Below are 25,127 nucleotides of genomic sequence, written 5' to 3' on the forward strand. Positions count from 1 at the left end.
TTATCTCGTCGGAGGCACTCCAGTCTGTACGTCGATGGGCAAGGCGCTTGCGCTTTTCTAATGATATAATATGTCCAACAGACAGGGGTGAACATCTGGCGTGGATAGCTGGTTCAGCATTTTTCCAAGAAATAAATGGCTGAGTATTTATGTATGGATCATTTTTTGCCTATTGCCTTTCTTTTTCATTTTCAGGTCGTCGTCGCCTTTGGAAATCTTAATCGGGATAACATTGATGTTGCTATATTTTTTGTCGTATATGTTCTCATATAAGGCAAAAAATGGTCTTGTGTATATGTGGGTCAGTTTTGAAATTGTCATTAATATTGTCATGACCTTATTGTTCGGCTATGTATATCTGGCTATTTTTACAGCATTTTTTATAGGGAACATCCGAAATCCTGCCGGATTCTATATCATTTACGGACTGCATATTGCGTTTACTGTGGGTGCGATCGTAGCGGGATTTTTTATAGAAATCGATTTGTTCCTTCCGCAAATCCATTTTATTCTCGCATCTGTTCTTGGAACGGTACTTCTGCCCTTCAATTTGTATTACAGGAATAAGCAGATCAATTTGGAGGGGCAGCTCGAGCATGCGAATGAACGGATTTCGGAATTGGTTGTTCTAGAAGAGCGGGAGCGGATTTCAAGGGATTTGCACGATATCCTTGGGCAAAAACTATCATTGATCGGCTTGAAAAGCGATTTGGCGGGAAAGCTGATTTTCCGGGATCCCAAGACTGCCGAAAAAGAACTCCAAGATATCAGGCAGACCGCCAGCACAGCATTGCGTGAGGTTCGGGAGCTCGTTGCCGATATTCGGGCGGCGAAGCTGGAAAATGAGCTGGTCAGGGCGAAACAGATGCTCCAAGCGGCAGAAATGGAATTAATCATTGAGGGCAATCCTTCTTTTGGACAAATACCGGCAATTATTGAAAGTGTTTTGAGCATGTGCCTGAAGGAAGCGGTAACGAATGTGGTCAAACACAGCCGGGGAACAGCGTGCCGGATCACATTCGAACAATTGCCAAACGAATATGTCCTCTCTGTCGAAGATAACGGAATCGGAATTGTCAGGGAAGGAAAGTTGGAACCCGGCAGCGGGTTGAGGGGAATGAGAGAGAGGCTGGAATTTGTAAATGGCAGCCTCCACGTCGAAGGTGAAGAAGGGACAAAGCTGACAATCCGCGTACCTGTAGTTTTGACACATATCATGAAGGAGGTTGATTGATATGATTCGTATTGTCATCGCGGAAGATCAAGGGATGATGCTCGGCGCCCTTGGCTCCTTACTGAATATGGAAGAAGACATGGAAGTTGTCGGGCAAGCGAGGAACGGGGAAGAGGCGGTCAGGCTTGTTAAAGACCTTGAACCCGATATTTGCATCATGGATATTGAAATGCCGGTAAAAACGGGACTTGAAGCAGCGCAGGAATTAAAAGGCTTTTCCTGTAAAATTATCATCCTGACCACTTTTGCAAGGGCAGGCTATTTTGAACGCGCCCGAAAAGCCGGAGTCCGGGGCTATCTACTGAAGGACAGCCCGATTGAAGAACTCGTTTCAGCGGTCCGCCTAATTATGGACGGGCGTCGTATGTACGCCCCTGAGCTTGTGGATATCGCCTACGGGGACGATGATTATATGGAAAACCCGCTGACAGAACGTGAAAGTGAAGTTCTCCGCCTTGTTGCCGAGGGGAAAACGACAAAGGAGATTGCAAAGGAACTTTATTTGACACCGGGCACTATCCGAAACTATATATCTTCCATCCTCGAAAAACTGAACGTCGGCAACAGGATTGAAGCCATCTCCCGGTTCAAGGAAAAAGGATGGTTTAAATAGCCGGGCGCCCTTGTAAAATGCGGGAATAATTACTCGGAATGGAATCCTTTATCCAAAGGAAAGCATAAATTTTATGGATATTCGTGTACTTTAAAATGAGGGGTTTTCGCAAAGCCTTTATGTTATAATTCCAATAAAAGGAATTATAACATGGGGTGAAATAATGAGCGATTTGGATATGGAGCTCTATGGCTATCTTGTTGATCGGATAGAAAGTATTTCAAACGAGTGGCTTACTCAAAGAAGAAAAGAGCATGGTTCCATTTACTCTGTTGACGCAGACAAAGAAACGGAAGCCTATTTGAAGGAACAAAACCAATTAACGAATCTGACTGTCACGAGCAGTCTGTTGGAAGATAAAAGGGAATTTGAAAAGAATAAGGAAAAGTGGGTGCGGCTTGTAGCCAAAAGCAGGGTCAGCAGCAATACCCCGATCCCTGAAGTTTTGGAAGCATTAAGCAACGCACGGAAAGTTTATTGGCGTTTCGTAGAAAGTTTTCTGGAGTTAAATTCAGAAAAGGTGACCCAGGAGAATCTTTTAAAGTGGGAAATGAAGATAAATAGGGCATTCGATGAATTGAGCATAGAATTTTCGCAAGCTTACAACTTATTAATGAACAATAAACTGTCAGCACAGTCCAGTTTGATCGACGAGCTAAGTGCACCGGTTATTAAAATAAATGAAGAATTCGGTGTACTTCCGCTGGTCGGCGACATTGACACATGGCGGGCGAAGAAGATTTATGAATGCGTTCCGGTAAAATGTATGGAAATCAATATATCTCGTCTGTATATCGATTTATCCGGGGTGTCGATTATTGATACGATGGTTGCCCATCAAATCTATCAGTTGTCGCAAACCTTGGATCTGCTTGGCGTAAAATCCACTATCACCGGTATCCGCCCCGAAATCGCCCAAACCGCCATTCAATTGGGTTTGGATTTTTCCAAAATCGATACATACAGTTCGCTGCAGCAGGCATTGAAGGACAAATTCCTGATTGTGGCAGAACAATCCGTGAAATGATCATGACCTCTTTCGCAAAGAAGCAGCCATCCGCTGGACCGGCTGCTTCTTTGCTGTTCTTGGAAGATTAAACGACGTTTTCTTTATTAAGCAACTTTCCAATTTCCTCTTTTGTTATTGGAGGGCTGTAAAGATAGCCTTGCCCAAGATGGCAGCCGTTTTGCATAAGGAATTCCGCTTGTTCTTCCGTTTCGATACCCTCGGCAATCAAGCCGAAGTTCAGGTTGCTGCCCATTTCTATAATTGTTTTTACTAGAGATGCAGTATTTTCGTTTGTCATCATTTTACTTACGAAAGATTTGTCGATCTTGATAACGTCAATCGGCAGATTGCTCAGAACGCTCAAAGATGAATAGCCGGTACCGAAATCATCAATCGATACTTTAATGCCGATGTTTTTCAGTTTGCCGATAATGGCAAAGGATTGATTGATCTTCTGCATGACGCTTTCAGTTATTTCAAGCTCCAGGTATTTAGGAGGCAGCAAATTTTGGCTTAATGATTCGTTGACAAGTTCGATGAATTGATGATCCTCAAATTGCAATGCCGAGACATTTACGGCGATTTTGATCCGGATGCCCGCACTTTGCCATAATTTGATCTGCCTGCATGCCTCCTGTATGACCCATTTTCCGATTGGTATGATCATGCCTGTATTTTCAGCCACCGGAATAAACTCATAAGGTGAAATATTCCCCAATTCCGGATGCTTCCAGCGAAGCAATGCTTCCACCCCGACAATCCGCCTGCTTTTCAAATGTACCTGCGGTTGATAATATAGCTCAAATTCATTATTATGGAGGGCCTTTTTCAATCCCTGTTCTATTTTTATCTTTCTGTCATGCACCGTGTCATCTTCACGTACGAAAAATTGATAGTTGTTATATCCGTTTTTTTGAGCCAGATGCATCGCTTTGTATGCATTTTTCATCAAGCTACTTACATCTTTGCCGTCATCCGGGTACATACTGATCCCAATGCTTGTTGTAGTAAAAAATTCTTTTTCTTGAATTATGAAGGGCTTCATAAAAAGGCTTAAGATTTGTTCGGCGGCTTTCTTAACTTTTGATTCATCCGTATTTTCCAGCAAAAGAATGAATTCGTCCCCGCCGTGCCTTGCAATAAGTATCTCCGAAGGGACATTTTCAACTAATCTTTCACCTACTTTGATGAGGAACCTGTCTCCATGCTGGTGACCCAGCGTATCATTGACAAGCCTGAACCTGTCCAAATCGATGAACAAAACCGCAAGCTGATGATTGTTTTTCTCGCTGCGCAAAATGGCGTCCCTTAAATTACACTGAAATTTCATCCGGTTTGGAAGTCCGGTCAATTGGTCATAATAGGCCATGTAATTCATTTTCGCTTCATGATTTCTGCGTTCCTTCAGCGAAAGGGTATGCATCAAGCCTACTATGATGAAGTTGAGTACAACAATCCCGAACAATACGGAATTTGATCCGATGGAGAACTCCCATGTTTTGGAACTCAAAAGGCCCGCATCATGATGAGTTTCATAGATTGTCATTGACTTCATTCCGATGAAATGGGTTATGCAAACCCCGAACGACAAAATGGCAGCAACAGGTATGTGATAAAGAGAGAAGCTTTCTTTAATTGTCTTTGAGAACAAAAAGACTGCAATAAAAGATAACCCCGCTGCAGAAACAATCGACATTGCCACTAGAAAATAATTATATTCAATGTGAAAATTTGTAAGGGTCGCCTTTACTCCAATATGGTGCATGACGATAATGCCCGCCCCTAACAGGACGGCAGCAGGTACCAGGGTTGAAACAGTGATCTCTTCTTTGAACGTGAAGACATAGAAGGAGGCATAGGATATGAAGATCGCTGCAATAAGCGAAAACATTGTCATCGGCCCATTGTATATGACCTCAGCACCAGTCTCAAGAGAAAGTATGGAAGTGAAATGCATGGACCAAATGCCAATGCCCATCATAGAGGCGCTTGCCGCGAGCCAGAGATTTTTGCTCTTTTTAGTCTCTGCTTTATGGACCCTCCTGAGCAGATCAAGCGTCGTGACACACGCAAAGATTGAGATTAAAATGGAAATGAGTACAATTGAACTGTTATAAATAAATGTAATTTTTTCCATTTGCGGGACCCTCGTTCCAACTTAGTTTAGGTAAAAGAACTGTTCATCCTTTTTATCGGCTTTTATCGAATTTTGTAAAGGGGAATGTTTAGATTTTTAAAGAAAAGCGCAAGCGCCTTGCTCATCGACGTACAGACTGGAGTGCCTCCGACGAGATAAAGGAAACACGGCGAGGAACGAGCCGATGTTGACTTATCGTAGGAGGAGGTGCGAAGTCTGCTAGTCGATAGGCGCTGGAGCTAGACAACAAAAGGCTTTGTTCAAAATTTTAAAGCTAAAACATCCTATGCTTTCTTGCTCTGTAAAAAAGTCGCATGACACGGGATATTCAACATTTTGGTGAAAGTTATCCGTTCTTTTATGCGAAACAGAAATTTCGTATTATAATGGATGCAGATGGTAGTACTACGTTAAAAATAACGGCCTGAATGGCTCGAATATCGGCGGGGTGCTGCGCCCTGCCTTTTTAAGGGGACTAATGAATATGATACTGAGTAAGACCGAAACTCACGGAGGACAAGTAAAAGGCGGACAGATCACGGCATTTTTTGCCGATATGATGGCGCTTTTCAAGGGAATTGTGCTGATTGCCAATGTACTGCCCGTTTTTGCAGGGTTCTGGCTTGCATTGGTTTTTACCAATACCCCATTTGCGATGAACCTGAATTTGTTTTTCCTGACAATATTCGGGAGCACGCTCGTGATGGCCGGTGCGCTTGTCCTGAACAACTGGTACGAAGTTGATTTGGATACTGTCATGGACAGGACTCAAATCCGTCCAACCGTAACTGGCAGGATTTCACCGAAAACAACTGTAGTGCTTGGGATAGTATTGAGCATAATTGGATTTGTCTTTTTGGCTTTCACAACATGGGAAGCCGTCCTTTATGCATTTATCGGGTGGTTCACGTATGTGATCATGTACACGATGTGGACAAAACGCAAATATACATTTAACACGGTAGTGGGCAGCATTTCCGGCGCGGTTACACCGCTGATCGGCTGGGCGGCGGTCGGTTCTGCCAGCCACATTGTTCCGATTGTGCTTTTCATGATTTTGTTCATTTGGCAAATGCCGCATACTTTTGCAATCGCAATGAAAAGACATGATGAATACAAAGCGGCGGGAGTGGCGATGCTTCCTGTCATCCGCGGATTTGAAATGACAAAGCGCCAAATATTTGTTTATGTCGCATGCCTATTGCCGTTTCCTTTCTTTTTGGGACCGCTTGGTACAACATTCATCGCTGTTGCGACCGTGATGAACCTCGCATGGCTCGGGCTTGCAATTTGGGGATTCTTTGTAAAAGATGATCATAAATGGGCGCGGATCAATTTTGTGGTGTCAGTCAATTATATTGCGATTTTATTCATCATGATGGTTTTGGTGACTTTGTAGAGTGGAGGGGTTGATGTTGAACTCCTCTTTTTTCACTGTTAAAAAAAGCATAAGTTTGGACAAAACGTCTATTTGGAATGATGATGTGATATGTCAAGCTCCAGGCGCCATCGGCGAAAGGATCAAGCCGAATTGCTGTGGTGGCTGAAAAGCTCCCTCATCAAAATTCGTCTTGTGCTTGTCGCCTAAGGCTGCGCGCCTTGCGCTTTTCTGAGTGCTTTTTTTCCGGTTATAATGAGGTTAACAGTAATTGAAAGGATTTTTCGGAATGTCTCATGAATTTTTTTGCCGAATGCAGGCGGAAACAGGTGTTATTTTAAATGAGGTTCAAAAAAAGGCGGTGCTTCAGACGGAAGGACCGCTGCTTCTGCTGGCTTCGCCCGGTTCGGGAAAAACAACAACCATCATCATGCGGATCGGTTACCTTATCCAGGAGAAGAACGTTTCCCCGGCCCGTATAAAAGCTGTCACCTTCAGCCGGGCTTCTGCCAGTGATATGAAAGAGCGCTTTAAGCAATTTTTTCCCGGACTTCCTTCTGTGGATTTTTCTACGATACACAGCCTGGCCTATGAAACGGTTCGGGAGCAATTGTACAAAGAAAGGGTCGATTACCAGATTATTGAGGGAAATACTGAGAATGGCCTGCATAAGAAATTGATTTTGCGGAAGCTGTTTGAATCTGTTGCCGGTGAAACCATGACGGACGATCAACTGGAAGAGCTTATGACGTATATCAGTTTTATTAAAAATAAAATGATTGCCCGGGAAGATTGGCCGTCGGTCAAATGCACTGTTCCAAAAGCGGTGAAAATTTTACAGAGGTACGAAAAATTCAAGCAGACGGGGCATCAGAAGCTGCTGCTTGATTTTGACGACATGCTGACAATGGCAAATGATATTTTTGAGAATGAGAAGGAGCTTCTGAAGAAATATCAAAGCAGGTACGATTACATATTGACGGATGAAAGCCAGGATACGTCGTTGGTACAGCATAAAATAATTGAAAAGCTGGCAAGGGAACATCGCAATCTTTGTGTGGTGGCGGATGATGACCAGTCGATTTACAGCTGGCGGGGTGCGGAGCCTTCTTATCTGTTGAATTTTAAGAAGACTTATCCGAATGCGGATGTTTTATTCATGGAGCAGAATTACCGCTCCTCCAAGGAAATTGTGGAGACGGCGAACATTTTTATTAAACAGAATAAAAACCGGTATGCCAAAAACATGTTCACAAAAAATTCTTCGTCAAAGCCTATTATATTTAAAAAATTTTCAGATTACAAGCGCCAGGCGAAATATTTGGTGAAAGAAATCAGGGAAGAGGGAAATCTGTCTGATATTGCAGTTTTGTATCGGAACAATTCATCTTCAATATCATTAATAAACGAATTTGACAGGGCAGGCATCCCTTTTTTCATGATAGATGCGGACAACCGTTTTTTCTCCCATTGGGTCGTCAGTGATATATTGAACTTTATGCGAATGACGTTTTCGGATAAGCGGCCGGATATTTTGGAGAAAATCCATACGAAGCTTAATGGATATATTACAAAGAAACAGATGATGGCCCTAAAGCGGATCCGAAATAATGAGTCGGTTTTTGATAATCTGATAAACTTTGTCCAATTAAAAGATTATCAGGTGGGAAAATTGATTGAAAATAAGGAGACCTTCCAGCAGATGAAAGGAATGCCGCCGCTGCATGCGATCCACGTTATCAGGGGGCGGCTGGGATATGAAAAAGCCCTGGAAAAGATGTGTGAACGCCTGGGATTCCGGAAAGAATACCTGCTCGGCATTTTAAATACGCTGGAAGAAATTGCCCAGGACCTCAAAACAATGGAAGAGTTTGCGGCTCGTCTAAAGCATTTGGAGGCGAAATTAAAAACATCCCAATTCAAGAAGGATGAAAATGCGGTCACCTTTTCCACCTTCCACAGCGCAAAGGGCCTGGAGTTTGAAAAAGTGTACATGATCGACCTGGTCGACGGTGTCATACCTTCGGCTGATGACAAAAAAGGGGACATGGAAGAGGCCGTCCGCTTATTTTACGTCGGAATGACCCGGGCAAAAAAGCATTTGGAGCTGATTTCATATCAAAAGAAAGAAGGTTCGAAAGAAGTGGAATCCCAGTTTGTCAGTGACGTTTGGAATATCGTCCATCCGTCAAAGAAAATTGAGTCCAAAGGCACGGAGCGGCACGGTGCTGGGAAAAGGGAGAATACTAAGGATAGTGCTGTCATCAGTCCAAATGCAATTCGTGACAGGTCTGCACTCCGGTCTGGCATGACAGTGAAGCACAGAGTATTTGGGACGGGCACGATTACGAGTGTAGACCAGGAAACCATTAACATTCAGTTTACCAAGCAGGTGAAGGCGCTCTCTGTAGAAATGTGTTTGGAACGCGGGCTGTTGGAGCTAGTGTGATGTGTGGCAATGGAGGCCAATTGACCGTGCGGATGTCTTATCCCGGGGTTCTTAGCAGGAACGTCGGCCACTAATTAGCGGTATAGATGCCCGATCTTGGGCTGTACCGCTTAAACCGGCCACCGCCCGATCCGTTTAGTAAAGCTGCAACAAAAAATGCATTAACCCTTTAAGATTAATGCATATGACAGTTGAAGCTCAAAAAGATTATTATATATGTAAAAGTTGTTTCACTCTTGAGTATCAGATGGAATCGGATGCCCCAACAAGCAGTTTGGCTAGCACATCATACGGAGGTAAATCCCCTTCACGAATTTTGAGCCATTTCCGTTCGGCGGGACCATCAAAACCTTTCGGAAATTCAAGATCGGCCGCATTCATAATCATAAAAGCTATGGCGTCCTTTGAGGGTGAGATGACAGCGGCGTAATGACCGTTCTTCAGGAAATGCGGCTTTTTGTATTGAATTCGTTCTTCCACTTTCGGTATTGCTTTATGGACCAATTGGCGAAGTTGATTGCAGACTTCAATCTTCCACGGCTGGTCAAGGTTTTCGATAAATGTAGTGACTTCGTGGTTCATTGTTTCCACCTTTCTTATAACATGTATTCTTATATTTTTTCAAGATGCTTGGCAAACCGCTCCATCGAATCAATTGCGCCTTGTTCCATTCCCGTATCCAAAGCCCCTTGGAGCGCTTCGGCTGACTTGAATTCCGTTCTGCTCGTCAGTTTTGTCTTCTCTTCTTCAATTTCTTCAAACGTATCGTACGTCACTGACTCATGCTCATTAAAGGGTTCGACGTCAAAAATTTGGGTATAGACAAGCCTATTAGGAGTGTCAACCTCAAGATAATTCCCAATAAACGGATATTCGGTGCCATCTTCTTCCTTTTGGACATACCGGTAGGAGCCACCTTGACGCAAATCGACATTGCAAACATAAAGCGGCACGCCCCGATAGCCCCACCAGAGAGAAACATGTTCAGGCTTCGTCCAAGCATCCCAGACTAATTGCTGCGGCATATTGTACACACGCTCAACAATAAGGGACAGGTTCTCTACACGAGAGATAGTTTCGGTTTCATTTTTGCTCATGATTATCCTCCTTTGGAAAATTATTCTGCACCATCGTACGGTATGTTTTTCCTCACATATGAGGTTCCTAGTTGGCAGGTAATAGTAATTATTCGGTTAAAATGGCTGTTATCCTGCGTTTTATAGACAACGACCATCCCTATAGGTATGAGGGCTTCCTTGCCGTAAACGACTTAAAATAATCTTCTGTAAGTAAAATGGTAAATATATTGTTGCCGAATACGAGGTAAGCCGCTTTTTCCTGTCTGTGAACTGCAAGTTGAATTTGAAGCCGAGTTCCGTAAAAACGCCATCGATCTTTTCACGTCCTTCGCATGCAGGTTTAAAAAATGTGGGGTGATGTCTATACCATTGCGATCACCTCAAATATCATTTTTGTTCAAGGTTTGATCCTGCTGTCTGCAACTTAAAGGTATATGAAACTGGATAATCCGTATTGTAGAAATCGGAAGCGATGAGTGATCAAAGCCTGTTCAAACCAGAAAATTGGTGATACATTAGTTTCAAATCCGTTGTTCAGGACTCATTAATCGGAAATGCCAGTAAAAAATATGCACGTACGAAATTGGGGGTGGGATTCACATGAGCAACCTTACCATCAGTCGCTTATCGCCTCGCCTTGATCTGAAACCATTCATCAAAGACATTTGGATATTCGAAAGCAATGGGATGCTTTCCGAAGATGAGATGCGGACCATCGCGCCGAATGGCTCCGTGAAGTTGATGATGCACTATGAAGGGCATCTTGCGGGCCGGATCGACGGGCATTCGTTTCCGGTTCCAGAACACCGGTTGATCGTCGCAGGTGTATCAGACTGCCCTGTGATCGCCGATTTCGATCGAGGCAAGCCGTTCGGCTGCATCTGTTTCGAACTTAATCCCGCCGCAGCTTATCGTCTGCTCACTGTACCGCAACATGAATTACGAAATGTAATCTTGCCGTTTGGAGATATTATCGATACGTCGGCAATCCGAATCCTAGAAGAGCAGATGTATGTGGCGTCTGATCCGGTGCATAAGTCAGTCTTGTTTCAAGACTACTTGAGTGGGGCACTTACCCGGACCCAAAGAGATCCGACTTTTGAACAAGGAGTGTTCGCAATTATAAACGCAAGCGGCAGGATTTCGATGGCGTCGCTTTCGCAACAGACGGGACGAAGCGATCGATGGCTTCGTGCCAAGTTCGCGGAGCGGCTGGGTATTAGTCCGAAAACATTTGCCTCGATCGTTCGTTTTCAATCGTGCTACCGGGCGTTGCTTCAAGATAAGCACAGCTTCTTGCAAGGCGGAGCTTTCATCGATCACTACTACGATCAGGCGCACTTTATAAAGGAATTTAAACGTTTCATGGGGTACCCGCCAACTAAATATACGTCGCTGCATAACGAGGTAGGAGAGATTATCTATTTTTAGCAATTCGAGTCAAAGCCCATACACGTGCTGCCAGCAAAGCGGCCAATCATAAACATCCTGATCGCTAGTTTTTTTAAAAAATTCAGAATATATTTTATATAATGAAAGGAATGTTTAAGATGAAAAACAAATCGAGCAGAATCGACTCTGCATCGAGAATCATAAAAACGGTGCCGCAAACAGCCTATCAGGCATTTATGGACCCGAAGGCGCTCGTTACCTGGCTTCCTCCGAAAGGAATGGAGGGCAGAATCGATGCGTTCGACGCAAGGGAGGGTGGCTTCTATCGCATGACCCTAACCTATATCGGTTCCCATCATTCTGCAGGTAAATCTTCAGACAACTCGGATGTTGTTCAGGGGGAATTCCTCGAGCTTATTCCGGGAAAGAGAATCGTGCAACGAATTGTGTTTGAATCCGAGGATCCCGCGTTCGCTGGAAGCATGATCATGACTTGGAATTTTGACGAAGTCCCGGAAGGTACCGAAGTCACAATCGTCTGCGAGAACGTGCCTGAAGGCATCCGGCAGGACGACCATGAAGCCGGTATGGGTTCCACGCTGGCCAATCTCGCCGCTTTTCTGGAGTTACAAAAGACTGTACGTTGAATATTCTATTGGATTGTACCTGGCATTCATCCTGGGATTGAAACCGGGATGAATGCCAGTCTTAACAGGGAGGATGCTTTTCTAAATGGAACAAACATAGATTGGAACTAACTATAAAAACTGAACTAAACATTGTTACCATGGCGGGCCGATCTGATTAAATGATTATGCAATAGGTATGTAATGGGCGACATGATGTTGTTGCTCAAAGCCCGGAAAACGATGTGCCTTTCTTTACCTGTTACACTTTTTCACGTAACGGCATAGTTTTGAAAAGCTTAGGCTTCGTTTCTGAAATCAAGATGGCGAGCAGGATCAATGCCGCTCCGACAGCCATTTTCAGTGTGATCACTTCTCCTAACACTGCAATCGACAAAACCATCCCCCAAAAAGACTCTGTTGAAAGAATAATTGCCGCCTTCGTTTCCGAAATGAATTTTTGCGCGACCGTCTGTAATAAAAACGCGGCAGCTGTCCCGAAAATTCCGAGATAAACCAAGGAGAATACCGCCCCGTCCACAATTGGCACAGCCGCTTCTCCCCTGAATAACAGGATTATGAATCCCATAACAGCAGCAGCAAGAAGTTGAACTACCGTTAAATGAATCGGATTCTCGGTCTTTACAAATTTGGCCGTATAAATGATATGGAATGCAAAAACAATCGCACATAAGAAAGAGAGAATATCTCCGATATTGAGCTCCGCTGAAAATTTGAGCGAGAGAAATCCGATGCCGAGCATTGCCAGGACTGCTCCCGCCACTTCAAATTTGTCCATCCGCTTTTTATAAATGGCCCAGCCGATCAACGGCACGATGACTACATTGACCGCTGTCAAAAATGCATTTTTGGAAGGCGTCGTGAACTGCAGACCCACTGTTTGCAAGGCAAAAGCCAAGTATAAAATACTGCCAAGAATAGCCCCTTTAATAACGGTTCCTTTTTGTACATGCTTCATTTTTTTATAAAAAATCAGCCCCAATATGACGCCGCCGATTAAAAATCTGACCGCCATATTCTGGTAGGCCGAATAATAATCCAATGAAATCGATGTGACAACGAAGCCGCTTCCCCAAATGAAGGCTGTAATGATAAGACCTAATTCCCCGATATATTTACGCATAAACTTCCTCCAAAAACCAAATTTTCGAACAATAAAATACAGCTTCCGCCCCATGGGATGGAAGCCGTCTTTAGAAAATTAAGACCTATCTCATATCGTATTACAAATACAAAAGAAAAAAAAGACCCTTCTAAAGTTTTTTTTACAGAGTAAGAAGCATAAGATTTTTTAGCTTTAAAATTTTGAACAAAGCCTTTTGTTGTCTAGCTCCAGCGCCTATCGACTAGCAGACTTCGCACCTAATGTGCTCCTGCGGCGTAGCTTATTCGAGGATGTTTGGCGAACATCATAGCAAAGCTGCACGACGCCAACTCGAGGAAGCATCACACGAGGCCATTTCAAGTAGTAGCTTTCCTACGATAAGTCAACATCGGCTCGTTCCTCGTCGTGTTGTCTAGCTGCGAGTGCCATCGGCTCGAGGTCATAAGCCAATCGCTGCTGAAGGCAAACTACGCCTTCTTCAGCGCTCGTCTTATGCTTGTCGCCGATAAGCAGGCACTCTCCGCCTTTCCTTATCCTTTATCTCGCCGGAGGCACTCCAGTCTGTACGTCGATGGGCAAGGCGCTTGCGCTTTTCTTATTGACAAGGTACATCTTTACACCGGATTTTTTGCTGATATTTACCAGCCAACATGCATATACTACGAAATGGTGATGAACATGGCCTGTCGTTCAAAGAAAGAACTGAAAATGTTTGTGGAAGAAGCCAAGAAATGTGCTGCATTCGGAAAAGTGGCGGATTATATCCCCGCTTTAGGAAAGGCAAATCCAAATGATTTATCAATTGCCATCCATTATCCTGACGGGGAATGTGTTTCCGCAGGTGATATCGATAGAAAAATTACACTCCAAAGCATTTCAAAAGTGATCAGCCTTGCGCTCGTGTTAATGGAAAGAGGGACCGATGAAGTGTTTGGGAAAGTGGGAATGGAGCCGACCGGTGATCCTTTCAATTCCATCGCCAAATTGGAAACGATGGCACCTGCCAAACCGCTCAACCCGATGATTAATGCGGGAGCCCTGGTTGTGACACATTTGATCCAGGGAAGCAATGTTGAAGACCGATTCCAGCGGTTACTTTCCTTTGTCAAGGAGCTTGCCAATAATCCTGATGTTTGCATAGATGAAGAAGTGGCAAAATCCGAATTTGATACGTCGCAACTGAACCGGGCACTTTGTTATTTTTTAAAGCAGCATAGAGTCATCGATGAAGACGTCGAAGAGCTCATGGATCTGTATACAAAACAGTGTGCGATAGAAATGAACTGCCTCGAATTGGCTAGAGTCGGAATGATCTTCGCTATGAACGGCTGGGACCCGGACAGCGGCAAACAACTCATACCCGAACATATTGCGCGCCTCTGTAAAACATTCATGGTCACATGCGGCATGTATAACGCATCCGGTGAATTCGCCATCAAAATCGGCATCCCGGCAAAAAGCGGTGTTTCCGGCGGAATTATGGGAGCAGTCCCGCAAAAATTCGGCATTGGCATATTTGGTCCGGCTCTGGATGAAAAAGGAAACAGCATCGCCGGAATTAAACTATTGGAATTGTTGTCTGAGACGTATCAATTGAGTATGTTTTAGAGAACAGTGGGAGCGGCTTCAGCGCTCCAAAAAAACTTGTAGAAAACAATCGAAAGAAAAACTAAAATTATACTTGACTTGTTCTTTATAATGAACTTAAAATAAAGGTAACATAACTTTTGTTTATTATTTTTTTACCCATGATGTTCTTAATTAGGAACAAAATAATTTAAAGGTGGTCCATATGAATCAATTTGATAATAATGTGGCAAAGGAATTCGATCTGAGAAGCTTGTCTAAATTAATAAAAAAGCGGCTTTGGCTTGTTATTCTTATCACAGTAGTTTTTACCGGGGCGGGTTGGACTTATACAGAATTGAATAATATGTCGCCGAAGTATGAGGCATCAACGAATGTCATCATTGATGCAGAAGCCGAGTATAGAAATACACTGCAGGTCGTCATTAAAGATATTACCGTTTTGGAAACGGTGATTAGGGAGCTCGGTCTCGACAAATCCACCGAGACCCTTGCAAAACAGGTTCGGGTTGAAAGCCTCGAAGATACGCAGGTAGTGAAGATAAGTGTGGTTGACACAAATCCTGAAAGTGCAGCTGATATTGCCAATACAACAGCAAAAGTGTTTATTAAAAAAGTGCCAAGCGTGCTGGATATCAATGGCGTAAGTGTTCTTTCAGAAGCAAAGGTTAATTCTAAGCCAATGCAAAATAACAAAATAAAAATTCTATTAGCGGCATTTTTGCTAGGGGCAGTAACGGGTATGGGCCTTATATTCATCATGGACTATTTTGACAGCACTATTAAGACAGAACGTGAAATCGAACAATTATTGGGAGCCCAATTATTGGGCAGCGTATCCAAAAAGCAAAAAGGAAAAATAATTAGTTGGAAAAAGCCAAAAAGGGAATTAAATTTCAGGAGTGAGACCATTGGTATCAGGTAAACAAAGAGCGTTATTTCACGCGAAACGTAAAAATGAAGAGGCTGTCATTTCTGAGCAATACCGTATGATAGGAACCAATATCCACTTCATCGTCGGTGATAAAAAAAGCAACGCTATTCTGGTCACATCTCCCAGAAAAAGGGAAGGCAAGTCCGCCACTGCTGCCAATATTGCTGTAACCATGGCCCAACAAGGAAATGAAGTCCTTCTTATTGATGCAAATTTCCGCAATCCTGCTATGCATAAGATCTTTAATACTCCAAATATCTTTGGGTTTACAGATGTCCTTGACGGAAACGTCACTTTTGAAGATGCGGTGAGCTTTCCAAAGGTGAACGGTTTGCATATCCTGACAAGCGGTACAGTTCCCTTAAACTTAACCGGCCAAAGGGCGGGGGAACTCCTGGATTCTGTAAAAGCTTCCTATAATATGGTCATTATTGATTCGCCGTCTCTTCTGGAAGCAAATGATTCAAAAATATTGGCTAACATCTGTGACGGCGTTGTACTGGTAGTCAAGCAGAATGCCACAAGCATTGAAAGCGCGTTGGAATCAAAGAAAATTCTTAATTATGCCCAGGCAAAGCTGTTGGGTGTAGTTTTAAACGAAAAAAATTAAAAACAAATTTTTTTTGAAAGTATTGTTCGTTATTAGGAACATAACATTCTTTAATAATAACGCGGAAATGTCTCCTATCCCCTATCAATGGAGGCACTCGATCATGCTGTGGGCTTTACGCCTTAGACGCCAGTCGTCAGTGGTGTGATGTGAGGGCGGGTTAGATGCCCCTTTTATAAAGTTTTTAATTATGGGTTTTAAATTTTTAAAACTTTTAATTAAGATCTTTATATTTTTAAACATGAAGAGGAGGGGGAGACCTATGACTTATCGAAAAAGGATATCTTTTTTTATATTTGTAGATTCCTGCTTGGTCCTTGCGGCCGTTTTACTGGGGAGTTTATTGGTAAATGGGAGTGTTAAATTCACTTTTCTTATCATCGCCAGTTCCATTGCGATTTTGGCCGGTCATCATTTCTTTTCATTTATTTTCAGGTCGTATAAAAAAGCTTGGGAATATGCGAGTATTGGGGAATCGATCGTCATTTTTAAAGTTGTGTCGCTATCGATAATAGCAGCCAGCCTCATTCAGCAAATAATGTTTAATGCTGTTTTTTTCAGGCTTAATATGGTCATTTGGCTGATTCAATTGCTGCTTATCGGGGGATCAAGATTTTTTTGGCGTGTCTATAGAGACAATAGTGCAGGTAAACCGCCAAATATGAAGAGACGAACGGTTATCATCGGCGCCGGGTCGGCGGGAAACATGGTAGCGAGGCAGTTATTAAAGGAAAATGACGCAGACTTGCTGCCTGTCGCTTTTATTGATGATGATCCCAAAAAGCATAACCTGGATATATTGGGATTGCCTGTATTTGGCGGCATAAATCAAATCCAAAAGGTTGTTTCGGAAATGAGTGTCGAAAACATTATTATCGCCATCCCCTCGCTATCAAAAAAAAGATTAAATAGAATTTTTCAGGAATGCGCTGCAACAAAAGCTAAAACACAAATTTTGCCAATGCTGGAAGACCTGGTGACGGGAAAAGTTTCCGTTAAGCAATTCCGCGATGTTCAGGTGGAGGACCTTTTAGGCAGGGAACCGATCGATTTGGACATTGGGAGCATTTCGGAAAATGTCGAGGATAAAACAATAATGGTGACGGGGGCCGGAGGCTCAATCGGTTCTGAGATTTGCCGGCAGATATGCCAATTCAACCCCGGAAAGCTGATCTTGCTTGGGCATGGTGAAAACAGCATCCATTCGATCGAATTGGAGCTGAAAGAAAAGTTCAGCCATAAACACTTTGAAATTTTAACCGAAATAGCTGATTTGAAAGATGCCAAAAAAATTTTAACCGTAATGGGTACATACCGCCCCGATGTTGTTTATCATGCCGCCGCTCATAAGCACGTCCCGCTAATGGAGCGCAATCCGGAAGAAGCCGTGAAGAATAATGTGATTGGGACAAAAAATGTGGCGGAAGCGGCCAGTTGGAACAGGGTGGGGACGTTCGTCATGATTTCAACAGACAAAGCCGTCAATCCGACAAGTGTCATGGGGGCAACAAAGCGACTTGCCGAAATGGTTGTTCAGCATATGGATAAAAAGAGCGATACCAAATTTGTGGCAGTCAGATTTGGAAATGTTCTTGGCAGCCGGGGAAGTGTGATTCCCATTTTCAAACAACAGATTGCAAAAGGAGGCCCGGTCACTGTTACCCATCCGGAGATGGTCCGGTATTTCATGACGATACCTGAAGCTTCAAGGCTTGTAATCCAAGCCGGCGCATTGGCAAAAGGCGGAGAGATTTTTGTCCTGGATATGGGTGAACCTGTAAAGATAGTAGATTTGGCTAAAAAAATGATTCAGCTGTCCGGTTATTCAGTTGATGACATCGGTATTGAATTTACCGGAATTAGGCCGGGTGAAAAGCTTTTTGAAGAATTATTACATGATGATGAAGTGAAGGATCAGCAAGTATACCCCAATATTTATATAGGAGAAACATCAGATTTGTATTCTGAGGAAATTGAAGAAATCATCAGCTTTTACAATACTTGGGACAGAGAAAGATTGCGAGAGGTACTTATTAATCTTGCAAACAATAAAGTGAATTTGATACCGGGGCAACTGGTTTCGGCTTCCGGGTAAGGGGAGTGAGTAATATGAAGGTAAAAAAAGCGATCATACCGGCAGCAGGGTTGGGAACAAGGTTTTTGCCGGCAACCAAGGCGATGCCTAAAGAAATGCTCCCGATCGTGGATAAACCGACGATCCAATATATTGTTGAAGAGGCAATAAATTCCGGAATCGAGGATATTATCATAGTAACAGGGAAAGGGAAGCGGGCGATTGAAGACCACTTTGACCACTCTTTTGAGCTTGAACAGAATCTGATTGAAAAAGGAAAATTTGATTTGTTAGATCAGGTACAAAAGTCATCGACAATGGTAGATATTCATTATATTCGCCAGAAAGAGCCGAAGGGATTGGGCCATGCTGTGTGGTGTGCACGGAAGTTCATAGGGAATGAACCATTTGCGGTTTTGTTAGGCGATGACATAGTAAGAGCAGGGAAGCCTTGTCTAAAACAAATGATAGAGCAGTTTGAACGGTATAATGCATCAATATTAGGTGTCCAGAAAGTGCATGAGGATGAAGTTTCAAGGTATGGAATTGTTGATGGAAACGCTATTCATGACCAATTATATAGTGTCAACAACCTGATTGAAAAACCCAAAAAAGAAGAGGCTCCTTCCAATCTGGCAATCATGGGGCGTTATATTCTCAGTCCGAGAGTCTTTGAGATATTAGCTGAACAAACACCGGGTGCTGGGGGGGAAATCCAACTGACGGATGCTATTGCTGGGCTCAATCAATTTGAGGCTGTCTACGCCTATGATTTTGAAGGCATCCGGTATGATGTGGGGGAAAAAATGGGGTTCATTCAAACAACAATAGAGTTAGCCCTGCAAAGAGATGAATTAAGGAATGAGTTATTAGACTACCTGTCATCAATTGTTGACAGGCAGGTTATTGGGTAAAAGCTATGAAAAGGAAAATACTATTCTGTGCAACAGTAGACACTCATTTCAGCTCCTTCCATTTACCATATTTACAATGGTTCAAACTGCAGGGATGGGAGGTTCATGTAGCTGCAGCCGGGGATCATCCATTGCCGTATGTTGATGAGAAATATTCGATATCAATCAAGCGGTCACCTTTTGATCGGCAAAACATAGACGCCTATAAAGAGTTGAAAGCTTATATTGATGAAAATCAGTACAGCATAATTCACTGCCATACCCCCATGGGCGGAGTGATATCCAGATTGGCTGCGCGCGAGGCCAGAAAGCAAGGCACGAAAATCATATACACAGCCCACGGATTTCATTTTTTTAAAGGAGCTCCATTGATCAACTGGATATTATTTTACCCGGTTGAAAAAATACTGGCCCGTTATACCGATTGTTTAATCACCATCAACGAAGAGGATTTTCAAAGGGCTGTAAAAAAACGATTCAAGGCAAATCTGATCGAACATGTACATGGTGTGGGAGTAAATACGGATTTCTTCACTCCTGTAAATAAATATCATAAAGCAAAGTTAAGAAAAAGGTATCATTATCGCGATGATGCTTTTTTAATTTTTTATGCAGCTGAAATCAATAAAAATAAGAATCAAAAAGTGCTGATTGAAGCGATGGCTTTATTGAAAGATGAGGTTCCCAACGCGAAGCTTCTGCTGGCAGGAACTGGCCCGCTCCTGAATGATTGTATCGATTACGCTATGGAATTGGAAGTTGATCATATGGTTGATTTCCTTGGCTATCGGAACGACATCCAGTCATTGTTGCATATAAGCGACATCGCCGCCGCCTCCAGTCTGCGCGAAGGCCTGCCTGTCAATATAATGGAAGCAATGGCCTGCGGGCTCCCTGTCGTGGCTGTCGATAACCGGGGCCACAGAGAGCTTGTCATCAATGACATGAATGGGTATCTCGTCGAAGGGAACCCCGGGGAAATTTCAGAAAAAATGACTGTTCTCGCCAAAGACAAACTGCTGCGTAATAAGTTTGGGAGATATGGGCGGAATGTAATTTTGGAAAAGTATAATTTAAACAAAATTATTAAGGAAAAACAGGAAGTTTATATGAAAATGATGGTTGATTCTAGGGAAGGTGTATGGGAAGTTCAATAAGAACGATTTAGGAAAACGCCAGAAAGGGGACCGAAAAAGGTGTTGGCATGGAATACAGACTGAAGCGGCGAGAAACAATTTTTGCAGAGAAAATTTTTATACTCATGATGGTGTTGTTTTTTGGTTTTACAACTTTAAGGTTTGGCAGATTTGGGATCGGAGAAATAATCCTTTTAATATTATGCATTTCCCAGTTCTTAAAGAGCAGGATTAGCGCCATAACGATTCAAAATCATGCCTTCACGATATTTTGGATTGTTTATCTGTATATCATCACACTCGGTTTTTCAGTTAACAATTTGCTGGGGATAGCCCCGCAGCCAGTAGTATTTGATTATACATCTTATATTGTTATATTGTTCCTGTGTTTGACTTTCGAAACAAAATTTGCAATGAAGAGTTTTACTGAATTATATAGCCTGCTCAGGATGGTTTATTGGGGTGGGATTTTAGTGATCGGATTTCTCTATTTCTTGTATTTAATGGGGATAGATAATATATTCGGCCATTATTTAACGTATGATGGGGCGGATATTTTTTCGCCATTTGCTTCTGACTATCACCAATTTGCTTATTTTATCACTCCCCTTCCATTTGTCGCTTTATATATGATAAAAAGAGAAAACAGGTTTATTGTAAAGTTGAGTGCAGCCTTGAGTATCGTTTTGTTAATTAGTATGGGGTTATCAACATCCTCCAACACATTAGTCTCGTCTTGGGTGAACGCAACGATATTAATTATTGCTTTGCTATTATGGAAAAAGTTGAGAGAACAAGAAAGATCGGCAAGCATTATCTCGTTTTTTATTTGTCTGGCCATTATTGGCTTGCTTTTCAGCTTTGATAACATAATGGGAATTGTGAAAGACTTTTTTGAAGAAAGCTCGAATGGGGAACATCGAATCTTACTGTGGATTAATTCTATAAAAGTTTGGCTTTACTCGCCAATTGTCGGTTTAGGCCCAGGTTCCTTTTCCGGCAATCAACTTTTTCAAGGGACAGAAGCCCATAATACTTTTTTGCAAGTTTTGACACAGGGAGGCATATTGGGTGGGATAGCCTATGTGTCATTAATATCCAGGCTGATCAAAGTCACCCATGTGAATATTTTTATACTGTGTGCTGTTTTATCATTGATTATGTATGGTTTTGGAATCAATGATTTACGGAGAACAGTACTTTGGTTTTACTTCATCATGTTTTATTTTTTATGTATGAAGGAACAAAGATCATGATGAATAACCAGGCAAGGACCCAATCGACTCTAAAAAACCTAAGCTATGTAATGGTCGGCCAAGTACTGGGAATTATTGTAAGCATCATCGCCAGGATTATATTTGTCAGAACGCTGTCTGCAGAATATCTAGGTTTGGATGGCCTTTTTACAAATATTATCACGGTCTTGTCATTAGTGGAATTGGGGATCGGACCCGCTTTAGTTTTCAGCCTGTACAAACCGATAGCCGAAAAGAATATTGAATTGATCAAGTCGTTGCTGAAGCTGTATCAAAGGGCATATTTAATCATTGGATCCCTGATTATTCTGTTTGGGATCATCGTTGCACCATTCATCCATTACTTGATTAAAGATATGCCTGACATGCCACATATTCACTTTATCTTTGTGCTGTTTGTGTTAAATGCAGCGGTCACTTATTTTTATTCTTACAAAAGATCGTTGATCATTGCAGACCAAAGAAAATATATTGATGCAACCTACCGCTATGGCGGTTTTATTTTGCTTAATATTGTCCAGTGTACAGTCCTTATTATTTGGAAAAACTTTATATTTTTCGTTATTTGTCAACTGATATTCAATATAGTGGAAAACATCCTGGCATCAAGGACTGCAGATAAGCTATACCCTTTTTTGAAGAGCAAAAATGTTGCACCGTTGAACAAGGAAGTCATTAAAGGCATTTATAAAAATGTGAAGGCCATGGCTATGCATAGAATGGGGTCGGTTGTAGTATTGTCAACGGACAATATTTTAATTTCAAGTTTTGTAGGACTTCTTGCAGTTGGCCTGTACTCTAATTACCGATTAATTTTAACGGCATTAAATATTGTACTGATGCAATTTTTTGAAGCTGCCAAGTCGAGTGTTGGCAATTTAAGCGTACTGGAAAGCAAAGCCAGGACCAGGGAGGTATTCAACAAAATATATTTTATGAATTTTTGGCTCTATGGCTTTGCTTCTGTCGGAATCCTTTGCAATCTGAATCCCTTGATAGAGCTTTGGCTGGGAAAAAAGTTCGTTTTTTCGATGGAAATTGTTTTGCTGATTATCATACACTTTTTTCTCGAGGGGATGAGGAGGGCATCCCTGACATTTAGAGATGCTATGGGACTGTATTGGTATGATCGCTACAAACCTGTAGCAGAAGCTTTAATAAATTTGGCTGCGTCTATCATATTGTTGAAAATTATGGGAATAGGCGGTATTTTTCTTGGTACTATCCTTAGTATATTGACTACAGGTTTTTGGATTGAGCCGTACATCCTTTATAAGTATGGATTTAAGTCCAGTTCCAAATCGTATTTTATTGCTTATTCCAAATATTTATCATCTGTCGTTTTGGCTGCGTCGCTAAGTTATGGGATTTGTGCACTTCTTCCAGAAACGACATTTTTTATTTTAGCCGCCAAAATATTCATTTCAACTGCAGTAACTAACTTGTTATTTTACTTTCTATTCAGGAAGTCCGATGAATTTCAGTATTTCAGGGAATTAACCATTGAAATCATAAGAAAGACAGTCTTAAAAAAAAGAAGGCTTCCGGATGCAAAAACTTTTTAGTGGAGGTATGAATCTCGAATTGGAAGAATGGTGAAACATTGTGAAAACGTATTTTTAATTATGAAGTGCAGCGTGATAATCATATTGGTGTCAGCTGCTATTTTTGTTTTGATGACCGATATTGTCAGGGAACAGGAAGGAAAAGGGAAGGTTGCTCTTCATTCAATCGCCCTGAATAAAACAAGTTATAACTTGAATGTGGAAGAAAGTGAAAAAACCTTTGCATCAGCTCTATATTCCAATGGTTTCAAAAAAAATATATCGAAATTCAGCACGTATTCCACCTCAAACCCGAACATTGCTGCAGTGGATTCCAGCGGCGTCATTACAGGGGTTGGTTCAGGTACCGCTGAAATTACCGTTATTTATGAGGGCTTAACTGAGACAGTTTCGGTGTCCGTCTCTGAAAAAAAACTGACGATAAACGTGAAAGATTACGGAGCCTACGGTGATGGAATCCATGATGATACAAATTCCTTTCATCAGGCAATTGATGACCTGGCCGACAATGGCGGGGGGGATATCTTTATTCCTTCGGGAACATACATTTTACAGCCTATTTTCCTAAAGCCGAATATTGCACTTGTCGGGCAAAACCGTGATCAGGTCATTTTAAAGTTGGCGGATGAAGCACAAGACGGTTACACCCGTTTGATCACGATGGACAACAATACGAAAGTTGAATCAATTACTTGTGATGGCAACTATCAAAACCATCCAAATGGTACAGAGCATATGCATTGCATATTTGCTTTTGATAAAAATAATCTGGTGATCAAGAACAATCGATTAATGAATGCGGTTGGAGACGGAATTTCTATTTCGGGTTCAAGGAAAACCAGCCGCTATGTCACCGTTTCCAATAACATGATTCTTGAAAACCAGCGATCGCAACTGGTTGTTGAGCAGGCGAACCATCTATTTATATTCAATAATACAATTACATCAAAAACAGGCCGTCCGGGTATACATTTTGAACCATGGGAAGAAATTCAATTTTTTGACGCTGTTATTACAAACAATAATATTATCACCAACTCAAAGGAATATTGCGTTCTGTTGGCAGGATCAGATTCAGGGCTGGCTAAAAAGAGCCATCCGGGCTTTTTTTATCATGGAATCGAGTTTTCACACAACACCGTCGAGGGGCCTGAATGCTCATTGCTCGTTATGGATACATCGGATGCGGAGATTTACAACAATAAACTGTTGATTTCCGACATATTTGTTTGGAGAAGAAACAAAAACCTCTCCATTCATAACAACTATATTGAAGGGGAGAATGGAGTTCGCATGGAAGGAGGGGAAAATGGCCATTTGGTTTCCTTTGGAACGATCATATATCAAAATACAATCCACTCCTTCGTTGACGGCATCAACGTAGCAGCTGGAGCGAAAAACACCACCATTACCAATAATAAAATCAGTGGAATGAAAAAGGGATCCGGAATTGCCCTATTTGCTTCCAATTCTATTGTTGATACAACAGTGACAGACAATGTATTTTCAAACTTTCGGGATGGTGTTAAAACTTCAAGTGTGAAGAATGAAGAGGTGAAAGGACTTACGGTGTCCCACAACAGATTTATAGATAACAATGGATATGCATTGTCACTTCAGGGAGAGGGCTCGAATGTAAAAATGGAAAGCAATCATATCACTCGTACTTCGGGCGTATATTTTTTAATTGAACCACGCATGTCAATAAATAAAGTTTCAGTTAAAGACAATGTGATCACCGGTGGCAGCAAGGGAATATATCAAAGTGAGATCGGCAAAGGCCTGCTTGCCCATGTAGTCATTTCAGACAATGAAATATCGGAGACGACCGGTGTGCCGGATGGCCATTCAACTGGTGCTGCTATCGAATTTTATAGTGATTCCGGTAAAGTAAAAAATATAACCATAAGTGGGAACTTCTTAATAGACAATGAGGTAAATGAAATTAGAGTCCCTGATTCTTTATTACGCTCGGTAAAAGAGAATAGAATTAATTAGCGCGCTTCGA

Annotated in this window: 20 protein-coding genes; 16 read left to right on the top strand and 4 right to left on the bottom strand. The window is 42.1% G+C overall.

The genetic code is table 11. The features are described 5' to 3' along the window. Nucleotides 1-100: 100 nt before the first annotated feature. The 3 genes from FS666_RS08410 (at nt 101) to FS666_RS08420 (ending at nt 2,874) form a co-directional block, all read left to right on the top strand. Nucleotides 101-1,234, top strand: coding sequence for a sensor histidine kinase (locus FS666_RS08410; RefSeq protein WP_144463574.1), 1,134 nt, complete (start codon nt 101-103; stop codon nt 1,232-1,234). Nucleotide 1,235: 1 nt separating this feature from the next. Beyond that, nucleotides 1,236-1,847, top strand: a complete 612-nt coding sequence (locus tag FS666_RS08415; protein WP_144463573.1) for a response regulator transcription factor — start codon at nt 1,236-1,238, stop codon at nt 1,845-1,847. A gap of 163 nt (nt 1,848-2,010) precedes the next feature. After that, nucleotides 2,011-2,874, top strand: coding sequence for an STAS domain-containing protein (locus tag FS666_RS08420; protein ID WP_144463572.1), 864 nt, complete (start codon nt 2,011-2,013; stop codon nt 2,872-2,874). A gap of 67 nt (nt 2,875-2,941) precedes the next feature. Here FS666_RS08420 and FS666_RS08425 read toward each other — a convergent pair whose 3' ends face one another. Next, a complete protein-coding gene (locus tag FS666_RS08425; RefSeq protein ID WP_144463571.1) occupies nt 2,942-4,993 on the bottom strand; it encodes an EAL domain-containing protein in 2,052 nt (683 codons plus the stop codon). 484 nt (nt 4,994-5,477) lie between these two features. Between FS666_RS08425 and cyoE the strand changes: the two genes are divergently transcribed. Both cyoE and FS666_RS08435 read left to right on the top strand, forming a co-directional pair. Then, nucleotides 5,478-6,392: a heme o synthase gene (cyoE, locus tag FS666_RS08430; protein WP_144463570.1), complete on the top strand. Its 915-nt coding sequence runs from the start codon at nt 5,478-5,480 to the stop codon at nt 6,390-6,392. 268 nt (nt 6,393-6,660) lie between these two features. Then, nucleotides 6,661-8,820, top strand: a complete 2,160-nt coding sequence (locus FS666_RS08435) for an ATP-dependent helicase (RefSeq protein WP_144463569.1) — start codon at nt 6,661-6,663, stop codon at nt 8,818-8,820. A gap of 243 nt (nt 8,821-9,063) precedes the next feature. Here the strand turns inward: FS666_RS08435 and FS666_RS08440 are convergent, their stop codons facing one another. Next, on the bottom strand, nt 9,064-9,402 hold the full coding sequence (locus FS666_RS08440; protein ID WP_144463568.1) for a DUF1801 domain-containing protein: 339 nt from the start codon (nt 9,400-9,402) through the stop codon (nt 9,064-9,066). Between the two features lie 29 nt (nt 9,403-9,431). After that, the gene (locus tag FS666_RS08445) at nt 9,432-9,917 is read right to left on the bottom strand and encodes an SRPBCC domain-containing protein (protein ID WP_144463567.1); all 486 of its coding nucleotides are present in this window, start codon (nt 9,915-9,917) and stop codon (nt 9,432-9,434) included. Between the two features lie 582 nt (nt 9,918-10,499). Here FS666_RS08445 and FS666_RS08450 point away from each other — a divergent pair. Then, a complete protein-coding gene (locus FS666_RS08450; RefSeq protein WP_144463566.1) occupies nt 10,500-11,330 on the top strand; it encodes a helix-turn-helix domain-containing protein in 831 nt (276 codons plus the stop codon). A gap of 119 nt (nt 11,331-11,449) precedes the next feature. Continuing rightward, nucleotides 11,450-11,938 (top strand): SRPBCC family protein, encoded by a 489-nt coding sequence (locus tag FS666_RS08455; protein WP_144463565.1) that lies wholly within the window; start codon nt 11,450-11,452, stop codon nt 11,936-11,938. A gap of 241 nt (nt 11,939-12,179) precedes the next feature. Here the strand turns inward: FS666_RS08455 and FS666_RS08460 are convergent, their stop codons facing one another. Further along, entirely contained in the window at nt 12,180-13,061 is an 882-nt protein-coding gene (locus tag FS666_RS08460; RefSeq protein ID WP_144463564.1) for a DMT family transporter, read from the bottom strand. Nucleotides 13,062-13,721: 660 nt separating this feature from the next. On the opposite strand from FS666_RS08460, the gene glsA reads away from it, so the two are divergent. From glsA to FS666_RS08505, 9 genes are all read left to right on the top strand, one after another. Then, nucleotides 13,722-14,651 (top strand): glutaminase A, encoded by a 930-nt coding sequence (gene glsA, locus FS666_RS08465; RefSeq protein WP_144462000.1) that lies wholly within the window; start codon nt 13,722-13,724, stop codon nt 14,649-14,651. A 184-nt stretch (nt 14,652-14,835) separates the two neighbouring features. Then, nucleotides 14,836-15,555: a YveK family protein gene (locus tag FS666_RS08470; protein WP_144462002.1), complete on the top strand. Its 720-nt coding sequence runs from the start codon at nt 14,836-14,838 to the stop codon at nt 15,553-15,555. Continuing rightward, nucleotides 15,533-16,174 carry a CpsD/CapB family tyrosine-protein kinase gene (locus FS666_RS08475; protein WP_244943879.1) on the top strand — a complete coding sequence of 214 codons (642 nt, stop codon included), beginning with the start codon at nt 15,533-15,535 and terminating at the stop codon, nt 16,172-16,174. The genes FS666_RS08470 and FS666_RS08475 overlap by 23 nt, the downstream gene beginning before the upstream one ends. A 262-nt stretch (nt 16,175-16,436) precedes the next feature. Then, nucleotides 16,437-18,269: a nucleoside-diphosphate sugar epimerase/dehydratase gene (locus FS666_RS08480; protein WP_144462006.1), complete on the top strand. Its 1,833-nt coding sequence runs from the start codon at nt 16,437-16,439 to the stop codon at nt 18,267-18,269. 14 nt (nt 18,270-18,283) lie between these two features. Then, on the top strand, nt 18,284-19,162 hold the full coding sequence (gene galU, locus FS666_RS08485; protein WP_144462008.1) for a UTP--glucose-1-phosphate uridylyltransferase GalU: 879 nt from the start codon (nt 18,284-18,286) through the stop codon (nt 19,160-19,162). A gap of 5 nt (nt 19,163-19,167) precedes the next feature. After that, nucleotides 19,168-20,319, top strand: a complete 1,152-nt coding sequence (locus FS666_RS08490; protein ID WP_144462010.1) for a glycosyltransferase family 4 protein — start codon at nt 19,168-19,170, stop codon at nt 20,317-20,319. Between the two features lie 452 nt (nt 20,320-20,771). Continuing rightward, complete coding sequence (locus FS666_RS08495; RefSeq protein WP_186306467.1) at nt 20,772-21,554, top strand: O-antigen ligase family protein; 783 nt, start codon at nt 20,772-20,774, stop codon at nt 21,552-21,554. Next, a complete protein-coding gene (locus FS666_RS08500) occupies nt 21,551-23,119 on the top strand; it encodes a lipopolysaccharide biosynthesis protein (RefSeq protein WP_144462014.1) in 1,569 nt (522 codons plus the stop codon). Before FS666_RS08495 ends, FS666_RS08500 begins: the two co-directional genes overlap by 4 nt. Nucleotides 23,120-23,191: 72 nt before the next feature. Further along, a complete protein-coding gene (locus tag FS666_RS08505) occupies nt 23,192-25,117 on the top strand; it encodes a right-handed parallel beta-helix repeat-containing protein (protein ID WP_186306466.1) in 1,926 nt (641 codons plus the stop codon). Nucleotides 25,118-25,127: the final 10 nt, after the last annotated feature.

The organism is Siminovitchia fortis, from assembly GCF_007681465.1.
Lineage (GTDB): Bacteria > Bacillota > Bacilli > Bacillales > Bacillaceae_C > Siminovitchia > Siminovitchia fortis.